The 25,644-nt window shown below is 58.4% G+C and carries 27 protein-coding genes and 1 tRNA gene; 16 read left to right on the forward strand and 12 right to left on the reverse strand.

Going from position 1 to position 25,644, the window contains the following annotated elements; translation table 11 throughout:
• Positions 1-1,254, forward strand: a complete 1,254-nt coding sequence (locus AC6EI9_RS02180) for a hypothetical protein (protein WP_498468853.1) — start codon at positions 1-3, stop codon at positions 1,252-1,254.
• A gap of 126 nt (positions 1,255-1,380) precedes the next feature.
• Here AC6EI9_RS02180 and AC6EI9_RS02185 read toward each other — a convergent pair whose 3' ends face one another.
• Positions 1,381-2,040, reverse strand: coding sequence for a DUF8692 domain-containing protein (locus AC6EI9_RS02185; RefSeq protein ID WP_498468854.1), 660 nt, complete (start codon positions 2,038-2,040; stop codon positions 1,381-1,383).
• Between the two features lie 326 nt (positions 2,041-2,366).
• Here AC6EI9_RS02185 and acs point away from each other — a divergent pair, with 326 nt between their 5' ends.
• The gene (gene acs / locus AC6EI9_RS02190) at positions 2,367-4,340 is read left to right on the forward strand and encodes an acetate--CoA ligase (RefSeq protein WP_498468855.1); all 1,974 of its coding nucleotides are present in this window, start codon (positions 2,367-2,369) and stop codon (positions 4,338-4,340) included.
• A gap of 26 nt (positions 4,341-4,366) precedes the next feature.
• Here acs and AC6EI9_RS02195 read toward each other — a convergent pair whose 3' ends face one another.
• The gene (locus AC6EI9_RS02195; protein WP_498468856.1) at positions 4,367-5,113 is read right to left on the reverse strand and encodes a DUF1350 family protein; all 747 of its coding nucleotides are present in this window, start codon (positions 5,111-5,113) and stop codon (positions 4,367-4,369) included.
• Positions 5,110-5,571 carry a peroxiredoxin gene (locus tag AC6EI9_RS02200; protein ID WP_498468857.1) on the reverse strand — a complete coding sequence of 154 codons (462 nt, stop codon included), beginning with the start codon at positions 5,569-5,571 and terminating at the stop codon, positions 5,110-5,112. Before AC6EI9_RS02200 ends, AC6EI9_RS02195 begins: the two co-directional genes overlap by 4 nt.
• 84 nt (positions 5,572-5,655) lie before the next feature.
• On the opposite strand from AC6EI9_RS02200, the gene AC6EI9_RS02205 reads away from it, so the two are divergent.
• The 4 genes from AC6EI9_RS02205 to ptrA all read left to right on the forward strand — a co-directional run bounded on the left by AC6EI9_RS02205 (position 5,656) and on the right by ptrA (position 8,741).
• Complete coding sequence (locus AC6EI9_RS02205; RefSeq protein WP_498468858.1) at positions 5,656-6,531, forward strand: 3'-5' exonuclease; 876 nt, start codon at positions 5,656-5,658, stop codon at positions 6,529-6,531.
• 70 nt (positions 6,532-6,601) lie between these two features.
• A complete protein-coding gene (locus AC6EI9_RS02210) occupies positions 6,602-6,862 on the forward strand; it encodes a hypothetical protein (protein WP_498468859.1) in 261 nt (86 codons plus the stop codon).
• A 99-nt stretch (positions 6,863-6,961) separates the two neighbouring features.
• Entirely contained in the window at positions 6,962-7,942 is a 981-nt protein-coding gene (locus AC6EI9_RS02215) for a PstS family phosphate ABC transporter substrate-binding protein (RefSeq protein ID WP_498468860.1), read from the forward strand.
• A gap of 190 nt (positions 7,943-8,132) precedes the next feature.
• Positions 8,133-8,741: a Crp/Fnr family transcriptional regulator PtrA gene (gene ptrA / locus AC6EI9_RS02220; RefSeq protein ID WP_498470134.1), complete on the forward strand. Its 609-nt coding sequence runs from the start codon at positions 8,133-8,135 to the stop codon at positions 8,739-8,741.
• A 131-nt stretch (positions 8,742-8,872) separates the two neighbouring features.
• Here the strand turns inward: ptrA and AC6EI9_RS02225 are convergent.
• The 6 genes from AC6EI9_RS02225 to AC6EI9_RS02250 all read right to left on the reverse strand — a co-directional run bounded on the left by AC6EI9_RS02225 (position 8,873) and on the right by AC6EI9_RS02250 (position 12,384).
• Positions 8,873-8,946: transfer RNA gene (locus tag AC6EI9_RS02225), tRNA-Pro, on the reverse strand.
• Between the two features lie 17 nt (positions 8,947-8,963).
• Positions 8,964-9,311: a hypothetical protein gene (locus tag AC6EI9_RS02230; protein WP_498468861.1), complete on the reverse strand. Its 348-nt coding sequence runs from the start codon at positions 9,309-9,311 to the stop codon at positions 8,964-8,966.
• 65 nt (positions 9,312-9,376) lie between these two features.
• Positions 9,377-9,565, reverse strand: coding sequence for a hypothetical protein (locus AC6EI9_RS02235; RefSeq protein ID WP_498468863.1), 189 nt, complete (start codon positions 9,563-9,565; stop codon positions 9,377-9,379).
• A complete protein-coding gene (msrA, locus tag AC6EI9_RS02240) occupies positions 9,562-10,284 on the reverse strand; it encodes a peptide-methionine (S)-S-oxide reductase MsrA (RefSeq protein WP_498468864.1) in 723 nt (240 codons plus the stop codon). The genes AC6EI9_RS02235 and msrA overlap by 4 nt, the downstream gene beginning before the upstream one ends.
• 24 nt (positions 10,285-10,308) lie before the next feature.
• Entirely contained in the window at positions 10,309-10,560 is a 252-nt protein-coding gene (locus tag AC6EI9_RS02245; RefSeq protein WP_498468865.1) for a hypothetical protein, read from the reverse strand.
• 72 nt (positions 10,561-10,632) lie between these two features.
• On the reverse strand, positions 10,633-12,384 hold the full coding sequence (locus AC6EI9_RS02250; protein WP_498468866.1) for an ABC transporter ATP-binding protein: 1,752 nt from the start codon (positions 12,382-12,384) through the stop codon (positions 10,633-10,635).
• A 206-nt stretch (positions 12,385-12,590) separates the two neighbouring features.
• Between AC6EI9_RS02250 and trpD the strand changes: the two genes are divergently transcribed.
• The 8 genes from trpD to AC6EI9_RS02290 all read left to right on the forward strand — a co-directional run bounded on the left by trpD (position 12,591) and on the right by AC6EI9_RS02290 (position 22,860).
• Positions 12,591-13,637, forward strand: coding sequence for an anthranilate phosphoribosyltransferase (gene trpD / locus AC6EI9_RS02255; RefSeq protein ID WP_498468867.1), 1,047 nt, complete (start codon positions 12,591-12,593; stop codon positions 13,635-13,637).
• A 34-nt stretch (positions 13,638-13,671) separates the two neighbouring features.
• On the forward strand, positions 13,672-14,814 hold the full coding sequence (carA, locus tag AC6EI9_RS02260) for a glutamine-hydrolyzing carbamoyl-phosphate synthase small subunit (protein WP_498468868.1): 1,143 nt from the start codon (positions 13,672-13,674) through the stop codon (positions 14,812-14,814).
• 88 nt (positions 14,815-14,902) lie between these two features.
• Positions 14,903-15,250: an STAS domain-containing protein gene (locus AC6EI9_RS02265; protein WP_074160780.1), complete on the forward strand. Its 348-nt coding sequence runs from the start codon at positions 14,903-14,905 to the stop codon at positions 15,248-15,250.
• A complete protein-coding gene (locus tag AC6EI9_RS02270) occupies positions 15,247-15,657 on the forward strand; it encodes a ribonuclease III domain-containing protein (protein ID WP_498468869.1) in 411 nt (136 codons plus the stop codon). Before AC6EI9_RS02265 ends, AC6EI9_RS02270 begins: the two co-directional genes overlap by 4 nt.
• A gap of 11 nt (positions 15,658-15,668) precedes the next feature.
• Complete coding sequence (rlmB, locus tag AC6EI9_RS02275; RefSeq protein WP_498468870.1) at positions 15,669-17,381, forward strand: 23S rRNA (guanosine(2251)-2'-O)-methyltransferase RlmB; 1,713 nt, start codon at positions 15,669-15,671, stop codon at positions 17,379-17,381.
• A gap of 100 nt (positions 17,382-17,481) precedes the next feature.
• Positions 17,482-17,727 carry a DUF1816 domain-containing protein gene (locus AC6EI9_RS02280; protein WP_186489003.1) on the forward strand — a complete coding sequence of 82 codons (246 nt, stop codon included), beginning with the start codon at positions 17,482-17,484 and terminating at the stop codon, positions 17,725-17,727.
• A 58-nt stretch (positions 17,728-17,785) separates the two neighbouring features.
• On the forward strand, positions 17,786-19,249 hold the full coding sequence (gene gatA, locus AC6EI9_RS02285) for an Asp-tRNA(Asn)/Glu-tRNA(Gln) amidotransferase subunit GatA (RefSeq protein ID WP_498468871.1): 1,464 nt from the start codon (positions 17,786-17,788) through the stop codon (positions 19,247-19,249).
• An 89-nt stretch (positions 19,250-19,338) separates the two neighbouring features.
• Complete coding sequence (locus AC6EI9_RS02290) at positions 19,339-22,860, forward strand: DNA polymerase III subunit alpha (RefSeq protein WP_498468872.1); 3,522 nt, start codon at positions 19,339-19,341, stop codon at positions 22,858-22,860.
• Between the two features lie 12 nt (positions 22,861-22,872).
• On the opposite strand, the gene AC6EI9_RS02295 is transcribed toward AC6EI9_RS02290, so the two are convergent.
• The 3 genes from AC6EI9_RS02295 to ruvA are packed head-to-tail and all read right to left on the reverse strand — an operon-like array spanning position 22,873 to position 24,249.
• Positions 22,873-23,250 carry a PAM68 family protein gene (locus AC6EI9_RS02295; RefSeq protein ID WP_498468873.1) on the reverse strand — a complete coding sequence of 126 codons (378 nt, stop codon included), beginning with the start codon at positions 23,248-23,250 and terminating at the stop codon, positions 22,873-22,875.
• Positions 23,251-23,276: 26 nt separating this feature from the next.
• On the reverse strand, positions 23,277-23,546 hold the full coding sequence (gene rpsO / locus AC6EI9_RS02300) for a 30S ribosomal protein S15 (protein ID WP_067097939.1): 270 nt from the start codon (positions 23,544-23,546) through the stop codon (positions 23,277-23,279).
• 55 nt (positions 23,547-23,601) lie between these two features.
• On the reverse strand, positions 23,602-24,249 hold the full coding sequence (gene ruvA / locus AC6EI9_RS02305; protein WP_498468874.1) for a Holliday junction branch migration protein RuvA: 648 nt from the start codon (positions 24,247-24,249) through the stop codon (positions 23,602-23,604).
• A 660-nt stretch (positions 24,250-24,909) separates the two neighbouring features.
• Here ruvA and AC6EI9_RS02310 point away from each other — a divergent pair.
• Both AC6EI9_RS02310 and AC6EI9_RS02315 read left to right on the forward strand, forming a co-directional pair.
• Positions 24,910-25,089 (forward strand): hypothetical protein, encoded by a 180-nt coding sequence (locus tag AC6EI9_RS02310; protein WP_498468875.1) that lies wholly within the window; start codon positions 24,910-24,912, stop codon positions 25,087-25,089.
• A gap of 175 nt (positions 25,090-25,264) precedes the next feature.
• Positions 25,265-25,627, forward strand: a complete 363-nt coding sequence (locus tag AC6EI9_RS02315; RefSeq protein ID WP_498468876.1) for a DUF2834 domain-containing protein — start codon at positions 25,265-25,267, stop codon at positions 25,625-25,627.
• The last annotated feature ends 17 nt before the right edge of the window (positions 25,628-25,644 follow it).

Genomic DNA, 25,644 nt, shown 5'->3' on the forward strand with positions numbered 1-25,644 from the left:
ATGCCTATTCCATTCATTGTTTTTGGTGTAGTCGCCATTAAATCTGCGATCAAAGCTGGCGCAGTGATCGGAGCCAAAGCTGCAGCCAAGGCAGCAACTGTGGCAGCTGCTAAAGCTGCAGCCAAGGCAGCAACTGTGGCTGCGGCCAAAGCAGCAACAAAGACGGCAACTGTGGCAGCGGCAAAAGCTGCAGCTGCTGGCGCGACCAAAACAGCCACGATTGCTGCAGCCACACAAACAGCTGCAGCGACTGGTGCCACAAAAACAGCTGCAGCCGTTGCTGCAACAAAAGCAGCGGCTGCGTCAACAACAGCTAAAGCTTCACTTGGAGTGAGTGCTGTTGGAACCAGTCTTGTTGTAGCGAATAAGATTAGAGACGATAATAAACCACCTGCTGAACCCGTTAAAGTTCAGGTCAAAGTTGATGCGCCTTCCAATCCTAATGCTGTAGATCCAAAGGGTAATGATGCAAAAGAACCTGATTCAACCGAGGTTGCTTCTGCAGATGTTGCGGAGAAGGATGTCAGCGAAACTGATCAAGTTGATCAAGCTTCTGCAGAAGTTGCGGAGAAGGATGTCAACGAAACTGATCAAGCTGATCAAGCTGATCAAGCTGATCAAGCTTCTGCAGAAGTTGCGGAGAAGGATGTCAACGAAACTGATCAAGCTGATTCAGATTCCGCCGCAAAGGATGTTGGACAAGATGATCCTTCTATAGATGCAATCGCCGGCTTGGAGCAAGCGGAGACGCTTGATTCAAGAATCGAAGGGCAAATCGGTGACGTCTCCTCTACTGGTTTGGATGATGTCAACAAACAGCCCTTCGCGATGAAGGATCAAGCATCTGAGAGGGATGTGCTGACCGGTCAAACTGGCCAAAACACCAGCAGCTCTGCAGATGCCGTTGAAGGATTGTTCACGACGAAGGATCCATTGACAGGGATGGATTCCAATCAATCCTCGGATTCCGTGACTGCATTACAGGATTCGGATCGATTCAAGGAGCCTTCTGCCTGGGGATCTGGCCAGGCTGATCCGAGGGGGCTTGACACGTCGCTTGAGGAGAGAAGTCTTGAAGCAGACTTCATGCTTCAGAAACAGCAGATCAATCCGATGAAACTTGATGTTGTTTCTCTGCTTCCAAGCGATCAATCAGTTGTTGATCCCACCCAAGCGGCCATCCAAGCGTCCGATCCAATGCAGCCGCAGCGTCAAGATCAGTTCCAGCCACAGCGTGAGCCCGTGTTGGCATGAATAAAGCTCAGGAATTGATGTGAACGAACCCCGCTTCAAGCGGGGTTTTCTTATGGACAGCCTTCAGAAGCTGAATGACAATGATTTTTGCTGATCCAGTTCGCTTAATGCTCTAGTCCTGAATTTTCATGGCAGTTGATGAAGGTCTTCGGGGATTCTTGCTTGTGTTTTCATAGCATCTTCTAGGGCGCAAAGTAGCCCAATCAGAAGTAAAGCTCCTCCGAATATTTTTGACCATTCTTCAAGATGGGATAGGACTTGATTCTGAGTCTCGTTGAGCCCGTAGAGCGACCTCATGTCGCATAAAACCATGATGAAGGCCAAAGCGATTGAGCCTTTTGCGAATGCCATGAATCTTGCGGAAAAGAGAAAAAATCTTCTGTTCGCTGCTATGAAAACAATGCCAATCACTCCATAAAGGCCAACGATAATGTCGTCAATTTTGTCGCTTATGCGTGTTTCCTCCCACCCATATGCTGCGTGAATTGTCTGATCCAGTCTTTCATGCAGCATCAGTTTGTCGTCCATTGCGAGAACTGCGCATCCGACCGCTAGAACAATCCAGGTCAGGCATTCTCGTCGTCCTAGTGATTTGCGACGTCTGAAGATTGCGAGGGGGATTGTGAGGCTTGCGGCCGAGCAGAGAGCAAGTTGAAGGGTTGAGACGTCTGTGATGAACGACTTTTCGCCATACGATGTGGCGGTCAGTAAGACTGTTGAAAGAAAGGTCGCATAAGAAATCAAGCCAAGATTTTTAAGTGTTTTAGGGTCTGGGACTGGAGTCATCGAACCTTTGCGGTCTTTTCAGGCCATGAGAGCAGCAAGTTAATCCTCCCTGCATCCTTTCGTTCAAGGCTGGCGGCGCTTCAGCGCTTGGACACTCAGCTGTTGTCACCGCAATTGACTGCATCGTTTCTTGCAGCCTTCTGATCCAGGGTTCTGACTCGGCCGTGCATGGCATCCAAGTTTTGGTCAAGACGGTCATCGGGTCCTTGATTTGACCAATTGCCGTGGACAGCGCGCCTAAGGCGTCAGAAAGCTGTCAATCAATTGCTCTCCGCTGACATCAGCTGATGTCAGTCATAGCCTGCATCACGACGAGGAATCCCCAGATGACGACCGAGAAATCCACCATCGAGAGCGTCCTTCAGGAGCAACGGGTTTTTGAGCCGCCCATCGACTTCTCCAGTTCCGCCCGTATCGGTGGCATGGAGGCTTATCGGTCCATGGCCGACGCAGCCCGCCAGAACCCCGAAGCCTTCTGGGGAGACGCGGCGCGCCAGCAACTGTCCTGGTTCACTCCTTTCGAGTCAGTCCTCGATTGGTCGGAGGCGCCTTTCGCTCGCTGGTTTGAAGGCGGCACCACCAACATCTCCTACAACTGCCTGGATCGACATCTCCAGAGTGAAAAGGCCAACAAAACGGCGCTGATCTGGGAAGGCGAGCCGGGTGATGTGCGCCGGTTCACCTACCGCGAGCTGCATGCCGAGGTCTGTAAAGCTGCGAATGCCCTCAAGGCAATGGGAATCGGCAAGGGCGATCTCGTGGCGCTCTACATGCCGATGGTGCCTGAAGCAGCCATCGCCATGCTCGCCTGCGCTCGCATCGGTGCACCTCACTCCGTGGTGTTCGGCGGTTTTTCAGCGGAAGCCCTGCGTGATCGTCTGATCGACGGTGAAGCCAGGGCGGTGATCACGGCTGATGGTGGCTTCCGCAAGGACAAGCCCGTGTCGCTGAAGCCAGCTGTTGATGCGGCTCTCGCTGGTGGGAGTTGCCCAACTGTGCAGTCCGTTCTGGTGGTGCAGCGCACCAAGCAGGCGGTGGAGATGGCTGAAGGTCGTGATCAGTGGTGGCATGAACTGGTCGAGGCGCAGAGCGCCGATTGCCCCGCGGAACCGATGGCCAGTGAAGACCGTCTTTTCGTGTTGTACACCTCCGGCTCCACCGGCAAACCCAAGGGTGTCGTGCACAGCACCGCTGGCTACAACCTTTGGGCCCATCTCACATTCCAATGGATCTTCGACATTCGCGACGATGACGTCTACTGGTGTACAGCTGATGTGGGCTGGATCACGGGTCACAGCTACATCGTGTACGGCCCGCTTTCCAACGGTGCGACCACAGTGATGTATGAGGGGGCGCCGCGTCCCTCCAAGCCCGGAGCATTCTGGGAACTGATTCAGAAGCACGGCATCACGATCTTCTACACCGCTCCAACCGCAATCCGGGCGTTTATGAAAAACGGCCGTGAGGTGCCCGATCAGTACGACATGAGCAGCCTGCGGCTGTTGGGCACCGTGGGGGAACCGATCAACCCTGAAGCCTGGATGTGGTACCGCGATGTGATCGGCTCCGGTCGTTGCCCGATTATCGACACCTGGTGGCAGACCGAGACCGGTGGCGTGATGATCAGCCCTCTCCCCGGTGCAACGCCCACCAAGCCCGGTTCAGCCACACTGCCGTTGCCCGGCATTGAAGCCGATGTGGTTGATGCCGATGGCAACACGGTTGGAGCCGATGAAGGGGGATACCTCGTGGTGCGTCGTCCCTGGCCGGGGATGATGCGCACCGTGCATGGCAATCCTCAGCGCTTCCGTGAAAGTTACTGGGAGCACATCCGTCCCTCTGACGGCAGTCACATCTACTTCGCCGGTGATGGCGCTCGTCGTGATGCTGATGGCTACTTCTGGGTGATGGGGCGTGTGGACGACGTGATCAACGTTTCCGGTCACCGCCTCGGCACCATGGAGATCGAGTCTGCTCTGGTCAGTCACCCGGCCGTGGCGGAGGCTGCGGTTGTCGGTCGTCCCGATGACCTCAAGGGTGAAGGCATTGTCGCCTTCGTCACCCTTGAGGCAGGACGTGAACCGGAGGATGCCCTGATCGCAGAACTGCGGGCCCATGTGGGTAAGGAGATTGGTCCCATCGCCAGGCCCGATGAGATCCGCTGTAGTGATGCCCTGCCCAAAACCCGCAGCGGCAAGATCATGCGCCGGATCCTGCGCGCCCTCGCCGCCGGTCAGGAAGTCACAGGTGACACCAGCACCCTGGAAGATCGCTCTGTGCTGGACAAGCTGCGTTCCTAAGACGACGGTTGAACAGTGCCGGTGACCTAACGCGATGAGACTGGGCCGCCCAAGGCCCAGGAGGTGATCAGGTCCTGCAGACGGTTCACCTGCTGCTGCCGGTCGCTGCCTTCCGCCCAATCGCCGAGGAACTGTCTGCGCAGGCCGGCACTGGCGGGTGTGAGGTGATCTCCCGGCAACCTCAACAGTTCACTGCAGTCGCCCTTGCGCGCCTGCAGTGCCGTGATCAGATCGAGACTCTGGTCGATCTTGTCCTTGTTGAAGCGCACCACCTGATTGCGAGGCTGCAGATACTGACGTTCGATCAAGCGCAGGGTTTCCTTGGGGCTCGGACTGAATTCGGTGCTCACCCCCAGGCTTGGCGCCACAACGTCGAGCAGTGGTATTGACTGATCTGCGGTGAAGTTGTTGAAGCTGAGCGCCACAAGGCCGTTGCAGTTCCGCCCTCCATCGGGAGCCAGCAGATGCAGTTTGCAACCCAGGCTGTGACCGAGCCTCAGAGGTGGTGGCAGCTGACCCAGGCGGTCCTGATGTCGTGAGCGACAGGAGCGCATGGAACTCCAGGCTTCGCGTGCCTGAAGCTGGTGGTCGAAACCCGGCACATAGCTCCAGGCGTGGATGGCGACCCCACGGGCCGCCAGTCCTTCTAGCAGACGCCGGTAACTGATCTGTGGTGTTGCCGCGAGGTAGCTGCCTCCCACGAATTCAACCAACCCGCGTGGCTGACGCGGGTAGAGGGTCCAGCAGTCACGGAAGCGAACCCAGTTGCTCATTGACTGGGCTGCAGCGAACGCAGCACCTGCAGGGCTTCGCGCACATGGGCCGGGCCATCGAGCAAGTTGTTAAACACGTGCCTGATCACTCCCTGGCCATCAATCACATAGGTGACCCTGGAAGGCAGCAGACCGAAGGTTTTGGGAACACCGAATGCTCGGCGCAGGCGTTGATCACTGTCACTCAGCAAAGGGAAGGGCAGCTGATGGCGTTCCGCGAAGCGGCGATGGCTCACCAGATCGTCACCGCTGACGCCCCAGACCTGAGCACCCAGCTGTTGCAACTCCTGGTGGGAATCCCGGAACCCGCAGGCTTCTGCGGTGCAGCCAGGGGTCTCGTCTTTCGGATAGAAGAACAACACGAGGGGAGTGCCGTTGCGCTCGCTGATGGCGCAGCTGTTGCCTTCGTGATCCTCCAGGTTGATAGTCGGAACGCTGTCACCAACGGTGAGGGCCATGCCAAGCAGTCGAATTGGTGGCGAAACCTTAGGAAGCGTGGATAAAGGACGGAGAATGGAGCGATCCAGGAGGGAGGTCAGTGCATGGAGAACCAATCCGTACCGGGTCAGCTCGATCTGCTGTCGTTAAGCGGTGGCCATTCGTCTCCGGTCTCGCCGCCCCCATCCCCGCCTCAATCTTTGCCTCAGGTTCCACCGCCATCGCTGCAGCGGCCTGAGACCAGTCCCTCGCCTCACTCAGCAGCCGATGGTTCGGCTGCAGCGCGCACGCTGTTGATTGTTGACACTGAAACCACCGGACTGGACCCGCAGCTGGACCACTGCCTAGAAGTGGGCGTGATTCTCTTCGATGTGTCCAGTCGTCAGGTTCTGGCGCAGCAATCGTTTCTGTTGCCGGTGGAGGCCAATGCCGCAGAGGCGATCAATCGCATTCCCGCTTCCGCGACCAACCTGCCTCAGCCCTGGCGGCCCGCTCTCGATTATCTCCAGTCGTTGCTGGATGCTGCCGATGTGCTGGTGGCCCACAACGCCGCCTTCGACCGCCAGTGGTTCGGGCGTGGTCACCTGCCGGCCACTGAGAAACGCTGGCTCTGCAGCATGGAGGACATGCGCTGGCCTGCTGACCGTCAGCTCAGGTCGAGGCCATCGGTGCGTGATCTGGCCCTGGCCTATGAAATCCCCGTCTGGGCCGCCCATCGTGCTCTCACTGATTGCATTTACCTGGCAGAGGTCTTCCGGCGCTGTGACGATCTTGAGCAGTTGATCGAGCGAGGCCTGGAGCCACGTCAGCTGATGCGTGCCCAGGTGTCTTACGACGAACGTCATCTCGCCCGGGATGCCGGTTTCCGCTGGAATGAACCGGTGAAAGGAGCCTGGGCCAGGCGTCTATCGGTGAGGGAGGCCGGCACACTCGATTTTCCTGTTGTGCCTGTTGATCCTGAATTGCCGCTGGCATCCTGATTTGCTTCAGCAGTCGGAAGCCTCATGGTGGGTTTGCCGCTGCTGCCGCTCAGACAGCCAGGCTGACGTCATGGATCTTCCCAGGCATCCGCCTTCCATTCGTTCTCGCCTTCAGCGTTGGCAGCAGGTCCGCACTTGGGCGCGCCTGATTCGCGAGGCGGAGTGCCTCTGGCATGTGGATGTGCGTGAACTGAAGCGTCTCGGTGCGCTGGAACTCTCGCATTTGCTGGAGGAGGTTCCCTCCTGTCAGCGGTCGCGAGTGAATCGATGGCTGAACCGTTATTCGGCATCAACGCGATTGCCATCAGGTGCATCCACACAGGAGCCTTGATTTCCTGGTCAACGCTTTGAAGCGTTCACCAACAACGGCCACCACCGCTGCCGGGGTCCGCTTTCCGCTATGCGTAGGTCGCTTCCCCTCATGCCACCCATGAGCGTTGCCAGGCAGGCTCTCATCCTGTGTTCTCTGCTCGCTGTCGGAGCCGGGGTCTCCGCTTCTGCAGAGTCATCTCTGACCAGTGTTGGTGCCTCACTCCCCGCCAGGCTCTACCGAAACTGGTTTGCTCAGATGGCCAGCTCAGGCGGCCCTGAGGTCAGCTATCGCTCTGTGGGCTCCGCTTCCGCTCAATGGGCCTTGATCAGGCAGACCGTTGATTTCGCGGTTTCCGATGCCCCGATGCAACCGAAGGATTTGGCCAAGGTGAGGCGTGGTGTGGTTCAGATTCCCATCGCTGCCAGCGCCATCGCTTTCGGATACAACAAGCCAGGGTGCGACCTGAAACTCAGCCAGCAGCAGGCTGTTCAGCTGGCCAGCGGCAGGATCACTGACTGGAAGCAGCTCGGCTGTCAGCCCGGTTCTCTGACCTGGGTGTATCGATCCGATGTCTCTGGGATGACTGATGCCTTCACACAATCCATGCAGGCGTTTTCCTCGCAATGGCCGCTGGGAACCGGCGCGTCGATTCGCTGGCCAGCAGGTCATGCGATCGCTGCGGAAGGGAACTCCGGAGTTGCTGCTGCGATTGAAAACAGACGGGGAGCCATCGGCTACCTCGGTTTGTCCTATCTCAGCGGAAGTGTCAGGGCTGCTGCGTTGGAAAACAACGTCGGAGAGTTTCTGCGGCCCAGTTTGAGCTCAGCTGCCAAGACCCTCAAGGCCATCGAGCTGGATTTCAATCTTGCAGGCAGCAGCCATAACCTTTCGGTCAAGGGTGCTTATCCGATCGTCTCGCTGATCTGGGTTCTGGCCTACAGGTCTGGGAACGGCGAGAACACGCCGGCGATCAGAGCGGCGCTTGACTTCATGCTCAGCAACCAGACACAAAGCCAGGTTGCCGAGCTTGGTTTGATTCCGCTGGAGGCTGAAATTCTCAGCAAGTCGCGGCCAGTCGTTGAACGGATTGCTCAGTAATTGCAGGCCTGCTGATCGATCATTGTCCGGTTTGACAACCATCGATTGGTCATTTAAGCCCTGATCTTTCGATACTTTTGACCACTCCTTATTGATTCGATTGCTGGCTCTTCGTCTGGGTGTGTGATGTTGCGCTCCATACACTCGTCGGTAGGGAATCGTCAGTCGATGCTGTCGAATTTCCTCCAGAATCAAAATACAAAATGCAAGGTCCTGCCTTCTGGACTCCAGTATTCAAAATCGAAATCGCTTGCACCTTGCTGCGGGAAATGTGGTGCCATTGCACAAAAACAGGCTCTGGCTTGTCGTGAATGGCATGGTGAAGCTCGGGGCGGTTTCTGTTCATGGAGATGAGCTGCTGCTGGGATTGGCAGGTCCCAACGAAACCTTTGGCGAGCCATTGAGCACAGTGCAGGCCTATGAGGCTGTGACGCTCACCGACTCGGATCTTCTCTGTATGACGATGGGTGAGGTGCGTGAGTCACAGGACCTGGCCAACGATCTGCTGGGAGCGGTTGTGCTTCGTCATCGGCAGTCGGAGTATCTGCTCTCTCTGCTTGGTCTGCGTCGTGTTGAGGAGCGTGTCAGAGGTTTTCTGGAGCTGCTTGCCCAGGATTACGGCCAGCCTTGTGAACAGGGACTGCGTCTCAACCTGCGCCTGACCCATCAGGAGATGGCCAGTGCTCTGAGCACCACCCGTGTCACGGTGACCAGGGTCATCGGTCTGCTCCGAGACGAAGGATGGCTCAAGATCGACGGCCAACGTCACCTTGTGATCACGCATTTGCCCTGCAAATGAATGATCCCTGAGTAAGACGTCTTCACTGCTTTTGATCGGAATTGTTGTTGCTGACTTTGGCCAGATTGCAGGGAACAGCAAAAAAAAGACCCCTCAATTGAGGGGTCTAGTTGATTGATTGGACTGTGACATCGGAGCGGCGGGATTTGAACCCACGACCCCTACTACCCCAAAGTAGTGCGCTACCAAGCTGCGCCACGCCCCGACGGCAGATGCAAGCTATCACAAGGCATTCCCGCTCTTCGTGTGTCGCTTGATGCGTGTCAGCAGTCTTGTTGTGAGCCTGTCACGGCTGTCGCCCGCATACCCCCAAAGTCGCAGTTGTCTGCCCAGCTGACGCAACGCCACCAGGTTCATGGAGGCCAGTTGCAGTTCAGGCAGAGTCCTCCAGGCTCTGGAGGCAATCGGCAGATTGGAGCGTCGTTTGTTGTTCCCGAGACTCAGGGTGCCATCTGCGATCCACTCTGGAATCAGCACCACCAGCACAGCAATCAGGCCATAGAGCTCCACAAGGCCACTCGGCAGTGGATGCAGACGACGAGGGGGCTTCGGCTCGGGAATGGTTGGCACGCCGCGCGAGGAGTCCAGTCGCTACCAACCTTGCCAGGTCGGTTTGATCAGAGGGAAGGGAGTGGTCAGATCGCCAGCGTTCCTCTCAGAAGGGGAGCGCTGACCTGTGCAGGAGGAGCGGGAGAAGGGTCACGCCAGAGAAACGGACGCTCATGATCCGGCCTTGGTCTCAGAGCAAAGGCCATCGAGAAGACCAGGATCACCGTCAGAGCGATGACGGCGATCACCACCCTGTCGGGAAGTGAGTCATTCATGTCTGCAGCGGAATCGGACTGTTGTCACCACGCAGGACGCAGTGACTGATGGTCCAGTCGTAATGGCTCCAGACCTGAGTGGGCAAGTGATAGTCGGCTCCATCAAAGGCACCGAGGCTGATCCCTGTGGGCATGGCGGAGCAGTAGGGCCTGCTGCCGGGTCGCGCCAGATATTGCTGGTGGTAAGTCTCGGCGAAATGGAAGGTTCGGTCGGCTGCGATTTCGGTTGTGATGCTGTCCCGTTCGGCCTGAGTCAGAGCCTGCTGGTACCAGTCGCGACTGGCCAGGGCCAGTTGCATTTGCCGACTGGTGGTCGTGTAGATCGCAGATCGATACTGGCTGCCCTGGTCATTGCCCTGGCGGTCCCCTTGCGTGGGGTCATGGCATTCCCAGAACAGCTTGAGCAGGTCGCTGACGTCGATGGCGGGGGTGCTGTAGACCACGCGCACCACTTCGGTGTGACCAGTCCGTCCGCTGCAGACCTGCTCGTAGCTTGGCGCTGGAGTCTGGCCACCGGCATAACCCACGGCTGTGGAGACAACACCCGGTAACCGCCAAAAACCCTTTTCAGCACCCCAGAAGCATCCGCAGCCAAAAACAATTTCCTCCTGGTCTTCCATCAGGGGAGCCTTGAGTGGCGTTCCGAGCACAACGTGACGTTCGTCAGCGTTGCCGTCTGATTGTCCTTGCTGAGAACCCGTTAGCCAGTTGGGCAGCATCACATCCTTGTCTGTGTCGCAACCCTAGGCAGATGTCATCGGATCCAGGCGGATGTGGTTGAGCAGCGTGGTGACGAAGGCGAACAGCAGAAACGGAACGCTGAGCACGAGAATCAAGCCGACTCCCACCAGGGCAAACACCGGCCGTGAAGACCCCATCAGAGCCAGCCCCGCTGCCAGGCTCACAAAAATCACAGCCATCCAGGCCAGGATCTGCCCGTAGATATCCCCGAACGTCAGGGTGCAGCGGACCGAGAATGGGGTTCCTGACTTCATGGTTCGGCAGCAGAGACTCCAGCTAAGCCGAGGCACCAGGGTTTGTCGCCCGTTCGTTGCGCAACCTTTGCGTCAGGCCGCCGATTCCAGCCGTTCCGCGGCCTGTTCCCGTTCCCACAAACTGCGATAGAGACCCTGTTCCTTGATCAGATCGGAATGGTGCCCCTGCTGCACCAACCGTCCCTGATCCAGCACCAGGATCCTGTCGCATGCCGCGGCTGCCGACAGTTGATGGCTGATCATCACAATCGTGCGTTGTGTCTGGCGTCGGACTGAAGCGAGAATCTCAGCTGCGGTGTTGTTGTCGACGCTCGCCAGTGCATCGTCCAGGACCAGTACAGGAGCTTTCAGCAGCAAAGCCCTGCCCAGTGCGGTGCGTTGCCTCTGGCCTCCACTGAGCGTGATTCCCCGTTCTCCGACAAGCGTGTTCATGCCATCGGGAAATCCGCGCACATCTCCCAACAGGCGGGCCTGTTCCGCTGCTGCTTCAACCCGTTCGATCTCAGCTTCGGGTTCGCCGTAGCGCAGGTTGTCCGCCAGGCTGCTGGTAAACAAGTAGCCCTCCTGGGGAACAAGGGCGATCTGTTCACGCAGGTCATTCAGTCGCACGTTGGTGAGGTCATGCCCATCCAGGAACAGCTGATTGGCGGGCACTTCCACCATGCGGCCCAGAGCGCGGGCCAACGTGGTCTTGCCACATCCGACTGGACCGACAACGGCCACCAGTTCGCCTGAGTGAATCTGGAAACTCAGGCCGTCCAGGGTGTCGCAATCGGATCCGTCGTAGCGGATGTGCAGGTTGCGAGCCTCCAGCTCTCCGCGCACAGGCAGTTCCAGATGCTCTGGTTCGATCGGATCACGGATCAGCGGTTGTCGCGACAGCAGTTCCTCGACACGTTCCAGGCTGACCTGTCCGGTTTGAAATGTATTGAGCGTGAAGCCCAGCAGGGCGGTGGGAAACACCAGTCGCTCCACGTAAAGGATCAGGGCGACCAGGCCACCGATCGACAGGGTGCCCTGCTGGAGCTGCCCACTGCCAAGTGCAAGCAGCAACAGCAGGGAGATGGACGAGATGCCCTCGAGCAATGGGAAGAGGGTGCTGCGTGTGCGTGCCAGCTGGATGGCGGTGTCGCGGTAACCGCGGTTGCGAGAACTGAAGGCATTCAGTTCCTGTTGTTCCTGGCTGTAGATCTTGATGGCTGCGATGCCTGACAGGTCTTCCTGAATGAGTTCACTGAGACCTGCCAGCGCTTCCTGCTGGCGACGCTGTTCGCGCATCATTCGCCCCCCGAACAGGCGAACGGCGCCGAGCATCACCGGATAGAGGGAGATTGCAGCAATGGTCAGACCGGGATCAATCGCCAGCATGGCCGGCAGCGTGAAGGCGTAGGCCAGAACGGTGTTCGTCAGGCTGAGCACTGCAAAACCAAGTAGCCGACGAACGTTTTCAACATCGCTGGTGGCACGGCTGATCACCTCACCACTGCCCGTTTGCTGAACCCATCCGGGCTCCTGTTGCAGCATCTGATCAAACAGCTTCTGACGAAGCTCAACCTCCACCTGACGCCCGACTCCGAAGACCAACTGGCGTGAGATCAGCCTCACCACTCCCATGCTCGTGGCGAGCAGCACGATCCAGCCCGCCTGGGCAAGCACATCGGAGAAGGCGAAACCCTCCTGAAGGTCATCAATCACCCGCCGAACCTCGAGCGGGATGGTGACGCTGAGGATGTTCACGATGACCAGAGCGATCGCACCCATCAGCACCGTGCGGCGATGGGGCTTCAGGTAGCGGCCGATCAGATCGAGGCGGAAAGCGGCCATCGCGAACCCTGAACAACGAACAACCTAGGCATTGAGCGGATGCTCAGGAGAGCGCAGTGCTCCGGTAAGCGTTGAGATTGGCGTTGAACTGGCCATCGCATCCTTTTTAAGGGATAGTGTTGAGGTCCCCATCACCCGGCCCGGAGTGCATCTGCACCCGGGCTTTTTTCTGTCCGTCGATCTCCAGGCTCCAGGCCTCTCTTCCCATGGTCTCCGCATCTTTTTCCTGGCCTCAGACACTTGAGCTTCTGCTCAACGGCGGAGTGCTCGTTCCTGATCAGGCAGCGGCATTGATGAGAGCCTGGCTCTCCGAGGAACTCACGCCTGTGCAAACAGGGGCATTTTTGGCCGCCATACGGGCACGGGGTGTCAACGGCGGAGAACTCGGTGCCATGGCAGCGGTGTTGCGTGAAGCCTGTCCTCTGCCGGGGGCAAGGCCGGACCTGCTGATGGTGGATACCTGTGGCACTGGGGGCGATGGTGCGGACACCTTCAACATCTCCACTGCCGTGGCTTTCACAGCCGCCGCCTGCGGTGCCCACGTGGCCAAGCACGGCAATCGAAGTGCCAGCGGCAAGGTTGGCTCAGCGGATGTGCTCGAAGGGCTCGGCTTGCATCTGCAGGCACCAGCGGCTCAGGTGGTGGATGCTCTCTCTCAGGCCGGAGTGACCTTTCTGTTTGCGCCGGCATGGCATCCAGCTCTGGTGAACCTGGCTCCACTTCGCCGCAGTCTGGGCGTGCGCACGGTGTTCAATCTGCTGGGACCTCTCGTGAACCCCCTGCGACCCAATGGTCAGGTGCTGGGTGTGGCCACCGAAGATCTGCTGGATCCGATGGCGGAGGCACTCCAGAGTCTTCGCCAGGAGCGAGCCGTTGTGGTTCACGGTGCCGGTGGTCTGGATGAAGCGTCACTGGCCGGACCCAACGCCCTGCGCATTCTTGAAAATGGAGAGCTGCGTTCAGAATTCATCTCACCTGGAGATCTCGGACTTCAGGAGGCACCGCTCGAAGCGCTGCGTGGCGGTGATCTTGCCCGCAATCAGGCGATCCTCAGTGATCTACTCCAGGGGCGCGGCACTCAAGCCCAGGCCGATGTGGTTGCTTTCAACTGCGCTCTGGTGCTTTGGGTGGCCGGTGTGGAGATGGATCTGAAATCTGGTGCGCAGCGAGCTCTTTCGGCTCTCGGTGATGGCCTTGCCTGGAAGCGTCTTGAGCAATTGCGCCAGGGGCTGACCCCCGCCGAGGGAGGATGAGGGTTCCAGCATTGTTGAGGGGATTCGTCTGCTGATGACTGCTTCATCCAGTGAGTCGGCATGGCTGGTGCTGGCCGATGGCACTGTCTTCTCCGGTGTGCCCTGTGGCGCTGGCGGCAGCGTGGTCGGTGAGGTTGTTTTCAACACCGGCATGACCGGGTACCAGGAGGTGATGACCGACCCCAGCTATTCCGGACAGCTGGTTACGTTCACCTACCCGGAACTGGGAAACACAGGGGTCAATCCCGATGATCAGGAGGCAGATCAGCCGCATGCTCAAGGTCTGATCGCCAGGCAGTTGTCTCCGGTGGCGAGCAACTGGCGCTCTCGTCAAAGTCTCCAGGACTGGTTGGTGGCCCATGGAGTTGTCGGCATTCAGGGCATCGACACCCGCGCCCTGGTTCGCCATCTGCGTGAAACAGGCGCCATGAATGGTGTGATCAGCTCCGACGGACGCTCGCCGGCTGAGCTGCTTGAGGTGGTGCGTTCAGCACCCTCGATGGAAGGCTTGAATCTCGCCGACACGGTTTCGACAAGCACCTCCTACGCCTGGAGCGCTACCTGTGCGGTTGATTTCGACCGACGCTTGCAGAGCGGCCGGCCGCAGAGTCCGTATCGCGTCATCGCGATCGATTTCGGCATCAAGCGCGCCATCCTCGATCGATTGGTCAGTCATGGTTGTGATGTGACCGTCATGCCGGCATCGACAGACCTGCAGAGCGTGCTGGATTGCAAGCCTGAGGGTGTGTTTCTCTCCAACGGACCGGGTGATCCGGCTGCCGTCAGTGATGGGATCACTCTGGCTCGCGGTCTGATTCAGCAGCGGGATCTCCCTTTATTCGGCATCTGCCTCGGCCATCAGATTCTTGGACTGGCCATGGGGGGCACCACCTTCAAGCTCGGCTATGGGCATCGCGGTCTCAACCATCCATGCGGCACCACTGGCCAGGTTGAGATCACCAGTCAGAACCATGGTTTTGCCCTGGATGCAGCCAGTCTCCCGGCCGACAGCATCGAGGTGACTCATCTCAATCTCAACGACCGCACCGTTGCAGCAATGGCCCATCGCCAGCAGCCGCTGTTTGGGGTGCAATATCACCCTGAAGCAAGTCCTGGACCTCACGATGCCGACCATCATTTTGCCCGTTTCGTTTCGCTGATGTCAGATCGACGTTGATGCGTGGTCTGTCCGTTGGAGCATCACTACACTTCGCACGACGACGACGCAACATGGGGGGTCTGGTCCCATCACTGAACTGCAGCGACTGACGGTTTCTCTCCGTGGAGGTTTTGAGCAGAAGGATGGCTGCCTGGTGTTTCACTTCACTGGCCAGCTGGATGCCTACTCCGAAAAGCAGTTCATCACTTACGTGATGGATGTTTTGAAGGCCAATGCCTTCCCGGCTGTCTTTGATCTGAGCAAAATCGACTTTCTCGATTCCTCCGGTCTCGGCGCCCTGGTGCAGCTGGCCAAACAATGCAAAGACGCCAAGCGCAGCTTCGTAGTGGTTGGCAATGCCCGTGTGACCCAGACCGTGAAACTGGTCCGACTGGAATCGTTCCTTCATCTGGTGAATGATCTGGAGACGGCCTACACCCAGCTGGCTGCTTGAGCGACTGGATCCGGCTTCAAAACGCTCTTCCGGCAGGTTCCACTGATCTCGGGCCCTTGCAGCTTGCCTGGCTCGGAGATGCTGTCTGGGAGCTGCATCAGCGTTTGCGGCACTGCCGGCAGGCTGGCCGTTCCAAGGATCTGCACCGAGCGGTGGTGGCCGAGGTTCGGGCCGATGCACAGGCGGCTGCCTTGAAACGTCTTGAGCCCTGGCTGACTGAGGAGGAGAAGGATCTTGTGCGTCGTGGCCGCAATCGTGCCGGCCGCGGCCCACGCGGTGCAGACCCTGCGGCCTATGGAAAGGCCACGGGGTTTGAGACAATGGTTGGCTGGCTCTTTCTGCAGAATCCGACGCGGCTTGCCCAGCTTCTGGATCGACTCGAGGAGACCGAATCCGCCCTGTCATAACCATCGATCCCATGAGCTCCCGTTTTGATCGCCGCCCCGCTCGTTCCTCCCGTGGTGGTGATTCCGCAGGCGGTCGACCGTCTCGCGGTGGGCCCCGTGGTCGTCGCCCAAGAGTGGATGGCAGCCCGACAGGATTCCGCCGGCGGGATGGAGATGACAGCCGGGGTGATACGCCCTGGCGTGGATCGCGTGATGGTGAGTTTCGAGGACGCGGACCGTCTCGGAATGGTGCATTTCGCGGCGGTCCCAGAGATGCATCAAGACCTCCTGGTCGAGGCGATCGCCGTGATGGGGACCGGCGCTTTGAACAACGCCGTCCGGATGATCGTCGCTTTGAAGACCGTCGTCAGGGTGATCGGCGTTTTGAAGGTCGCCGCTTCGAAGACCGCCGCGAGGGTGACCGCCGTGATGGAGACCGCCGCGATGGAGACCGCCGTTCTGATGATCGGCGTTTCAATTCAAAGCGCTTTGAAGACCGCCGCGAGGGTGACCGCCGTGAGGGAGACCGCCGTTTCGAAGGACGGCGCCCTGACGAGCGCCGGGATGGAGATCAGCGCTTTAAAGGGCATCGTTCTGATGCGAGGCGATTCCCAGACCGTCGTCCTGGAGCTCGCCGCTTCAGTGATGGCGATGCCCGCAGCATTCGCCCTGGCCGCGGCGAGCGCCAAGACCGTCAGGCTGATGACCAGCCCCGCGGAGAAGCAACTCCCCATGGTGCTGATCCTGTCGCTGATGATCTGCTCTGGGGCCGGCATGCCACGCAGGCGGCACTGGAGGCCGGCCGGCCGATCCATCGCATCTGGTGCACCAGTGAGATGCGAAGTGCTCCCAAATTCATGCAGCTTCTCCGGGATGCCAAGGCTTCCGGAGTTCTGGTGGAGGAAGTCACCTGGGCGCGTCTAGCTCAGATGACCGGTGGTGCTGTCCATCAGGGAATCGCGCTGCAGACCGCTGCAGCGGACACCTTGAATCTTCCTGATTTGATCGATGGCTGCAGTGAGCTCAATGAACCACCACTGCTGCTGGCTCTGGATGGTCTCACCGATCCTCACAATCTTGGTGCGATCGTTCGATCAGCTGAAGCCCTAGGAGCCCATGGAGTGGTTCTGCCTCAGCGCCGCAGTGCAGGCCTGACGGGATCCGTGGCCAAAGTTGCAGCTGGTGCATTGGAACATCTGCCTGTCGCGCGGGTGGTCAACCTCAACCGCTCCCTGGAAACCCTCAAAGATGCTGGCTATCGCGTGGTTGGTCTTGCCGAGGAAGGTGATCAGACCCTTGAGGAAGTTGATCTGGAAGGTCCGCTCGTGGTGGTCACGGGTTCTGAGGGCCAGGGGCTGTCCATGCTCACCCGTCGCCATTGCGATCAGTTGATTCGCATCCCATTGCGGGGTGTCACGCCAAGCCTGAATGCTTCGGTTGCGACCGCTCTCTGTCTCTATGAAGTGGCACGCCGAGGCTGGATGAAGGGCCTTAAGGGCCAGAACCCATCTCCTCGCATCGTTCGTCCTCAGCTGTCCCCGCCGCCATCAGAGCCTTCAGAGCAGATTGAGGTCTCAAAGATCGGGACTGCAGCACCGTCGGAGGAATCCGAGACCGCTGGGATGCAGCCGTCCAGTGAGCCTGATTCCTCCCAAGTGCCGCCCGAGACTCCAGGCATTGATCTGCAACTTGAACGTCTGCCGCAGACCGCCGAAGCACCCTTTGAAGGCAGCATCGATCTCTGACCGCCGTGCGGCGAACTTCAGGGACTCGGAACAGCGATGGCTGGAATTCTTCCACCAACGTTGAATCAGTGCACAATGACTTTGTCTTTATCGCTCCGCCATGGGCCCTCTGAACCGACCGATGCGCTCACTTGCCAACGGTCTAGGCATGGCTTGGTGGGCCAGGGTTCAGACCCATGGTCCAGATGTCACCTACTGGTTCGGTCCTTTCGTGCGCCGCTCCACTCTGGAGCGAGAGCTTCCCGCTTTTCTGAGTGATGTGTCCTCGGAATCGCCCGCTTCACTCGATCATTCACTGGTGCGCTGTCGCCGTTCCGAACCGTTCACGATTGAATCCCAGGGCTGAGTCAGTCGATGCGAACGCATCTGACTGATAGCGTCTCAGCTGCACGCAAATCCTGACCATGGCGATCGCCGAATGGCGTCAGCAACTGGCAAACGGGGAGGTGTCCGCGAGGGAACTCACCGACCATCACCTGGCCAGGATTGATGCGGTCGACCCCAGCGTTCATGCTTTCCTTGAAGTCACGGCAGAGCGTGCCCGTCAGGATGCCGATCGCATTGACGAGGCTCGACGTGCCGGTGAGGATCTCCCTCCACTGGCTGGGATCCCCCTTGGCATCAAGGACAATCTCTGCACCAGGGGCGTTCGCACCACCTGCTCCAGTCGCATGCTCGAGCAGTTCGTGCCTCCCTATGAATCCACGGTGACTGACCGGCTGTGGGCCTCCGGAGCAGTTCTTCTGGGCAAGACCAACCTGGACGAATTCGCCATGGGTGGCTCAACCGAAACGTCCGCATTTGGAGCCACCGCCAATCCCTGGAATCCCGAGCACGTGCCGGGTGGCAGCTCCGGTGGCAGTGCAGCCGCTGTAGCCGCCGGAGAATGTCTGGCCTCCATCGGCTCCGACACCGGTGGTTCGATTCGTCAGCCCGCATCCTTCTGCGGGGTGGTTGGTCTCAAGCCCACCTACGGACGCGTGAGTCGCTATGGCCTGGTGGCGTTTGCCAGCTCCCTGGATCAGGTGGGGCCTTTCACCACATCCGTGGCGGATGCCGCCGAACTGTTGCAGGTCATGGCAGGAGCTGATCCTCGCGATTCGACCTGCCTGGATGTTCCTGTTCCTGACTATTCCGCTGGCCTTGCCGCTCCGATCAAGGGGTTGCGGGTCGGTCTGGTCACCGAGTGCTTTGACCAGGACGGATTGGACCCGCAGGTGAAGGCGTCGGTGCTGGCGGCAGCGGATCAGCTCAAGGCTCTCGGTGCCGAACTGGTGGACGTGAGCTGCCCCCGCTTCAACGATGGCATCGCCACGTATTACGTGATCGCCCCCTCGGAGGCATCGGCCAATCTCGCCCGCTACGACGGCGTGAAGTATGGCTATCGGGCCGAGGATGCAGCATCTCTGGCTGCCATGACGGCCAGAAGTCGTGCGGAGGGGTTCGGCAGTGAGGTGCAACGCCGAATCCTGATCGGGACCTATGCCCTGTCAGCTGGTTATGTCGACGCTTATTACAAGAAAGCGCAGCAGGTGAGAACGCTGATCCGGCGCGATTTCGACTCGGCTTTTCAGTCGGTGGATGTGCTGTTGACGCCCACGGCTCCCAGCACCGCCTTCAAGAACGGTGCCCATGCCGATGATCCCCTGGCCATGTACTTATCGGATCTGCTCACCATTCCGGCCAACCTCGCCGGTCTGCCGGCCATCAGCGTGCCCTGCGGCTTCGATGCCGGTGGTCTGCCGATCGGTGTTCAACTCATCGGCAATGTGCTGGAGGAGCCCCGTCTGCTGCAGGTGGCTCATCAGTACGAGCGCGCGGCCGATGTGATGAAGTCCAGGCCGGAAGCGGGTCTGGTCCCTGCTTGACACCAGACTTATCGCCTGGGCGGCACTGCATCTGGTGTTGGCTGGGTTGCGTGTGCACTGCATCTTGCGCATGCACCTAGGCTGGGTGCATGGCATTCGTCCCTCTTCACAACCACAGCGACTACAGCCTGCTGGATGGTGCTTCCCAGCTGCCTCAGATGGTGAAGCGTGCCAAGGAGCTGGGAATGCCGGCATTGGCACTCACCGATCATGGGGTGATGTACGGCGCTGTGGAGCTGCTCAAGCTCTGTAAGGGCAGTGGTGTGAAGCCGATCATCGGCAACGAGATGTATGTCATCAACGGTTCGATTGATGACCCACAGCCCAAGAAAGAACGTCGATATCACCTGGTGGTGCTTGCCAAGAATGCCGTCGGATATCGCAATCTCGTCAAGCTCACCAGCATCAGTCACCTGCGTGGCATGCGCGGCCGTGGAATTTTTTCACGCGCCTGCGTTGATAAGCATCTGCTCGCTCAGTATTCCGAAGGCCTGATCGTTGCCACAGCCTGCCTGGGCGGAGAGGTTCCTCAGGCCATCATGCGCGAACGACCGGATGTGGCCCGCGATGTTGCTCGCTGGTACCAGAGCGTTTTCGGTGACGACTTCTACCTGGAGATTCAAGATCACGGATCGCCGGAGGATCGCATCGTCAATGTGGAGATCGTCAAGATCGCCCGCGAACTGGGCATCAAGGTTGTTGCCACCAACGACGCTCACTACCTCACCCGTAATGATGTTGAGGCCCATGACGCCCTGTTGTGCGTGCTCACGGGCAAACTGATCAGCGACGAAAAGCGTCTTCGCTACACCGGCACCGAATACCTCAAATCGGAGGAGGAGATGGGCCATCTCTTCGCTGATCATCTCGAGCCTGAGGTGGTGCAGGAAGCGATTGCCAACACCGTTGCCGTTGCAGACAAAGTCGAGGACTACGACATCCTGGGCCGCTATCAGATGCCCCGTTTCCCGATTCCGGATGGCCACACTCCTGTGACCTATCTGCGTGAGGTCACCGAGCAGGGCCTGCGTGCCCGTCTCGGTCTGACACCGGCAGACACCATCGAGGAGGTGTACGCCGAGCGGATGGTGCACGAACTCAAGATCATGGAACAGATGGGCTTTCCCACCTATTTCCTGGTCGTCTGGGATTACATCCGCTTCGCTCGGGAACAGAGCATTCCTGTGGGCCCCGGTCGTGGCTCGGCCGCAGGCTCACTGGTGGCCTACGCCCTTGGAATCACCAACATTGATCCCGTGAGCAACGGTCTGTTGTTCGAGCGTTTTCTCAATCCGGAACGCAAGTCGATGCCTGATATCGACACCGACTTCTGCATTGAGCGCCGCGGCGAGGTGATCGATTACGTCACGCGCCGCTACGGCGATGAAAAGGTGGCTCAGATCATCACGTTCAACCGCATGACCTCGAAGGCCGTGTTGAAGGATGTGGCCCGCGTCCTCGATATTCCCTACGGAGATGCGGACCGTCTGGCCAAGCTGATCCCAGTGGTCAGAGGCAAGCCCGCCAAACTCAAAGCCATGATCGGCGATGAGTCGCCGAATCCCGACTTCAAGGAGCGCTACGAGAAGGATCCCATCGTGAAGCGCTGGGTCGACATGGCCATGCGCATCGAAGGAACCAACAAAACATTCGGCGTTCATGCCGCTGGCGTGGTGATTGCAGCTGATCCCCTCGACGAACTGGTCCCTCTTCAGCGCAACAACGATGGTCAGGTGATCACCCAGTACTTCATGGAAGACGTGGAGTCGATGGGTCTGCTCAAGATGGACTTCCTTGGTCTCAAAAACCTCACGATGATCGACAAGACCCTCGAGCTTGTCGAGCAGACCAGTGGCCAACGGATCGACCCTGATCAATTGCCACCTGAAGATGAGGGGACTTTCGATCTTCTGGCCCGCGGTGATCTCGAGGGTATTTTTCAGCTCGAGTCCACAGGGATGCGCCAGATCGTTCGTGATCTGAAACCCTCATCTCTGGAAGACATCTCCTCGATCCTGGCGCTTTATCGACCAGGTCCACTCGATGCTGGCCTGATTCCCAAGTTCATCAACCGCAAGCATGGCCGCGAAGCGATCGACTTCGCTCACAGCACCCTGGAGCCGATTCTGTCCGAGACCTACGGAATCATGGTGTACCAGGAGCAGATCATGCGCATCGCGCAGGACCTGGCCGGCTACTCCCTTGGAGAGGCGGATCTGTTGCGTCGTGCCATGGGCAAGAAAAAAGTTTCGGAGATGCAGAAGCATCGCGGCATTTTTGTGAAGGGAGCCACGGAGCGCGGCGTTGACACCAAGGTCGCCGACGAGTTGTTCGACCAGATGGTTCTGTTCGCCGAGTACTGCTTCAACAAGAGCCACTCCACGGCCTATGGAGCGGTGACGTACCAAACCGCTTATCTCAAGGCGCACTATCCAGTGGCGTACATGGCAGCGCTGCTCACGGTGAATGCCGGTGCCAGCGACAAGGTTCAGCGTTACATCTCCAACTGCAACGCCATGGGCATCGAAGTGATGCCGCCGGATGTGAACGCCTCTGGCACCGACTTCACCCCCAGGGACAGCCGCATTCTCTTCGGGCTATCGGCGGTGCGCAATCTCGGCGACGGTGCGATCCGTGCCCTGATTCGCTCCAGGCAATCCGATGGCGTGTTCCAGTCACTCGCCGATCTCTGTGACCGGGTTCCCTCCAGTGTGCTCAACCGGCGCAGCCTGGAATCGTTGATTCACTGCGGCGCACTCGATGCGCTGGAGCCAGGGGCCAACCGCGCGCAACTGATTGCCGATCTTGATCTTCTGCTCGATTGGGCCGGATCCCGTGCAAGGGATCGTGCCAGCGGTCAGGGCAATCTGTTTGATCTGATGGCGGCACCTGCTGAGGATGAAACTGATGCCGGCACGGACCTGAGCCTTGCTCCCAAGGCAGCTCCTGTGAAGGACTATCACCCCAGTGAAAAACTGAAGCTGGAAAAAGACCTGGTTGGGTTCTATCTCTCCGATCATCCGCTCAAGCAGCTCACCGCACCCGCCCGTCTGCTGGCACCGATCGGCCTGGCCAGCCTGGAAGAACAAGCAGACAAGGCGAAGGTCAGCGCCATCGCGATGGTGAGTGAGATGCGTCAGGTCACCACGCGCAAAGGCGACCGCATGGCCATTCTTCAGCTGGAGGACCTCACCGGGTCCTGTGAAGCCGTGGTGTTCCCGAAAAGTTATGCGAGGCTCTCCGATCACCTGATGGCTGAGGCCAGGCTTCTGGTCTGGGCCGCCGTGGATCGACGCGATGAAAGGGTTCAGCTGATCGTGGATGACTGCCGCGCGATTGATGATTTGCGTCTGCTTCTGGTGGAGCTCGACCCCGATCAGGCCTCAGATGTGGCGGTTCAGCACAAGCTGAGAGAGTGTCTCCAGGCCCATCGTCCTGACCAGGATGAGCTGGGTGTCCGTGTTCCCGTGGTGGCAGCGGTGCGTCGAGGCCCCGAAGTGCGTTATGTGCGTCTTGGCCCCCAGTTCTGCGTCAAGGATGTGGCCGCGGCTCAGCAACATCTGCAGAACAGTGCTTTCACCGTCAGCTGCAGCGATCCGTTGATGCGTTGACGCTGAATCCGATTAGGCCTGCTTCTGGGCTTTGATCGAGCTGCGCAGACGTTGCAGGTTGGGCTTCAGATGCTCAAGACCCAGAAATGTTCCCGGCTGTGGTTCCCAGCTAGCCGACAGCACGCCGTAGCTCAGGCCGACCAGACCCAAAAGGAAGAAGAAGCCCGAGCCCAGCAGGGTGATGCTCGGCGGTACATCAAGAATGCCCCGACTCACCACGAGGTAGCTGATCACAAAAACGGCCATTCCCATCACGGAAGGCACCCCTGTGGCAATGGCGACGCGTCGGGCCATGCGGTTGGCCACTTCTCTCGGAATCGCTTGATTCCGGCTGGTCTCTGGGGCTGAACGACGCGGTTCAAAAGGAAGAGGATCGCGCTTTTCAGCCATGACTCATGCAGATTCCAGGACGCGGTTCAGCCGCGGATCCCCAGTTTGGCGATGAGGCTGCTGTACCGCTGCTCACTCTTGCCTCTCACGTAGCTGAGCAGGCGCTTGCGGCGACCGATCATCTTCAACAGCCCCTGACGGGAGGAGTAGTCGTGGTTGTTCTGCTGCAGGTGGCTGCTGAGCTTTGAGATGCGCTCGCTCAGCATCGCCACTTGAACCTCAGCCGATCCGGTATCGGTGGCATGGGTCTGATGGGTGTTGATCAGCTGCTGCTTTTCGGTGGTATCGAGCGACATGCGCGGCGTCTGGCCCTGACAGTGCAAAGAACCAACTTACCTTCCCGCGGTCCCGTTAAGCCGATTCGCTGAGCCAACGCAAACTGGCGCGCAGCCATCCTTCATTGTCGTTGTCTTTAGGTACCTCGGAACCGCTGGCGACAGCACGCATGGCGCGTCGGATCTCGAGGTCCTCATAGCCGAGAGTCTCGAGGGTGAGTTGCAGTTCCTGCAGCGATTCAGGCTGGATCGGCAGCGCTTTCACGTCGCTGCGATCAACCAGCGATAGAGACGCCTCGTTGGCCTCGGGTGCCCAGGAGCCAAGCCGATCACGGAGTTCCACGGCAATGCGTTCAGCAGTGCGCTTGCCGACCCCCTGAGCCTGCGTCAGCCGCTTTAGATCCCCCTCAATGATCGCCATCACCAGTTCCGGTGCGGCGCAGCAATCGAGCAAGGAAAGAGCCATCTGAGGACCGACGCCATTCACGGCGATCAGGGTTCGGAACAGATCACGGTCGCGTTGCTGGGGGAATCCGTAGAGCGTCGAACCGTCGTCTCGCTGAACCTGATGGACCCAGACGGTGCAGCTGTCGTCAATCTGAGCTTGCTGGTCGCGTTTGGTCAGCTGAACTTCGTACCCCACCCCTGAACAGGCGATCACGACGCCCCGGCGGCCTCCCTGCTCCCAGGTCTGGATCCGTTCGCCCCGAAGCCAGCCGATCATGAAATGCCCCCGCCTGTTGAATGCTGACCGCCTTCAATGATGCCGGTAAATACTGAATTCAGAGCCGTTCAAGTTGATCAATGGCAGATTGAAGCTCGCCAGCCTGGCTGAGAAGCGCTGATCATCCCGCTTGGGTTGCCAGGGTGAAGGCAGTGATTGAACGGCTTGGATGACTGCTTCAGCTGATCTGAGTCTGTTCGCAGTGCTCCTGGTCAGTCTGGCTGAGCCATTCGCGCCGGGATTGGGGTGACTCCCCGCCAGCAAGGGATTGTGATGTGGTGAATTCAATGGTGTTTGAGTCCTCTTCCGTCCTGATGTTGAAAGAGTCTGTTCATGCTGAAGTGGTCGTTATCACTGTTGATTAATCAGCCTCTAGAAATTCAGGGGTTTTGATATTGACTTCATGGATTACACGCTTAAACGTTGCCAAGCATTGCCAGTCGCATGATCTGGATGATGTTTCAGGTCGCCGACCGTACCTCTGATGGCGGCTCTCCGTACTTCACGTTGATCTGAATCGGGATTACACCAAGTCAGTCGGTCCTGTTCTGGTTTGAATAATGCAACTCCTCCTTATTGAACGTGACGCGGATCGAAAGTCTGGATTGTTCCGATGATCCACGAAATGGTGTTCCCCATCGTCTTGCACTGTGATTGATCATGAAATTTTTTGCTTCTCTTGCTGCTCTCTCTCTGATGGTCATCCCTGCCAAATCGGATGCCACGCCGATGGTCGGAGATCTCATGGCTGAAAAGTTGTATTACGCCGAAGGGCGTCAGCATCCGGGACATCCCTTGCACGGTTCCCATGAAGGTCTTTGGGCCGGCTCAGAACGTTGAATTGTTCCTGATTGATGTGGATTGATGAATCACATTGTCAATGATGAACTCGATGAGTTGATTGATGATTCGTACATGAATTCATCAGTGAATGAAAGTCCTTCTGAGCTCTTGTAGCTTTGGTCACCTGAGTGGTTCTTGTTGTGTGAGAATGTGAGCCATTAGTTTTTGAGACATGTCGAAGTTAAGGCTTGGACTTTATGGAGCCACTGCACTTGCTGGAATTGCGTGGCCTTGGTATTGCATTTATCAGTTCATTCAAGAAACGGAAGCACTCGGTTTAACAGATCCAATTGAAATTGTTAATTTGTTCTCTCAGGGTGTCTGGGCCAATGCTTCTGCGGGATTTATTGCCGCTGACCTCACGCTTGTGCTGATTGCATCGTTTGTTTTTTATGCAGCGGAAGGGATCCGGTTGAAAATGAAGTTTTGGTATCTCTACATCGCTGTGACGTTTGCAATTTCCTTTGCTTTTTCGTTCGGTCTGTTTATGTTCAACAGGGAGCGGAACATGGCTGCTGCCTCGGCGTCCGACTAGTCGTTGCTGGCGCAGAG

Source organism: Synechococcus sp. MIT2312 (genome assembly GCF_059772315.1).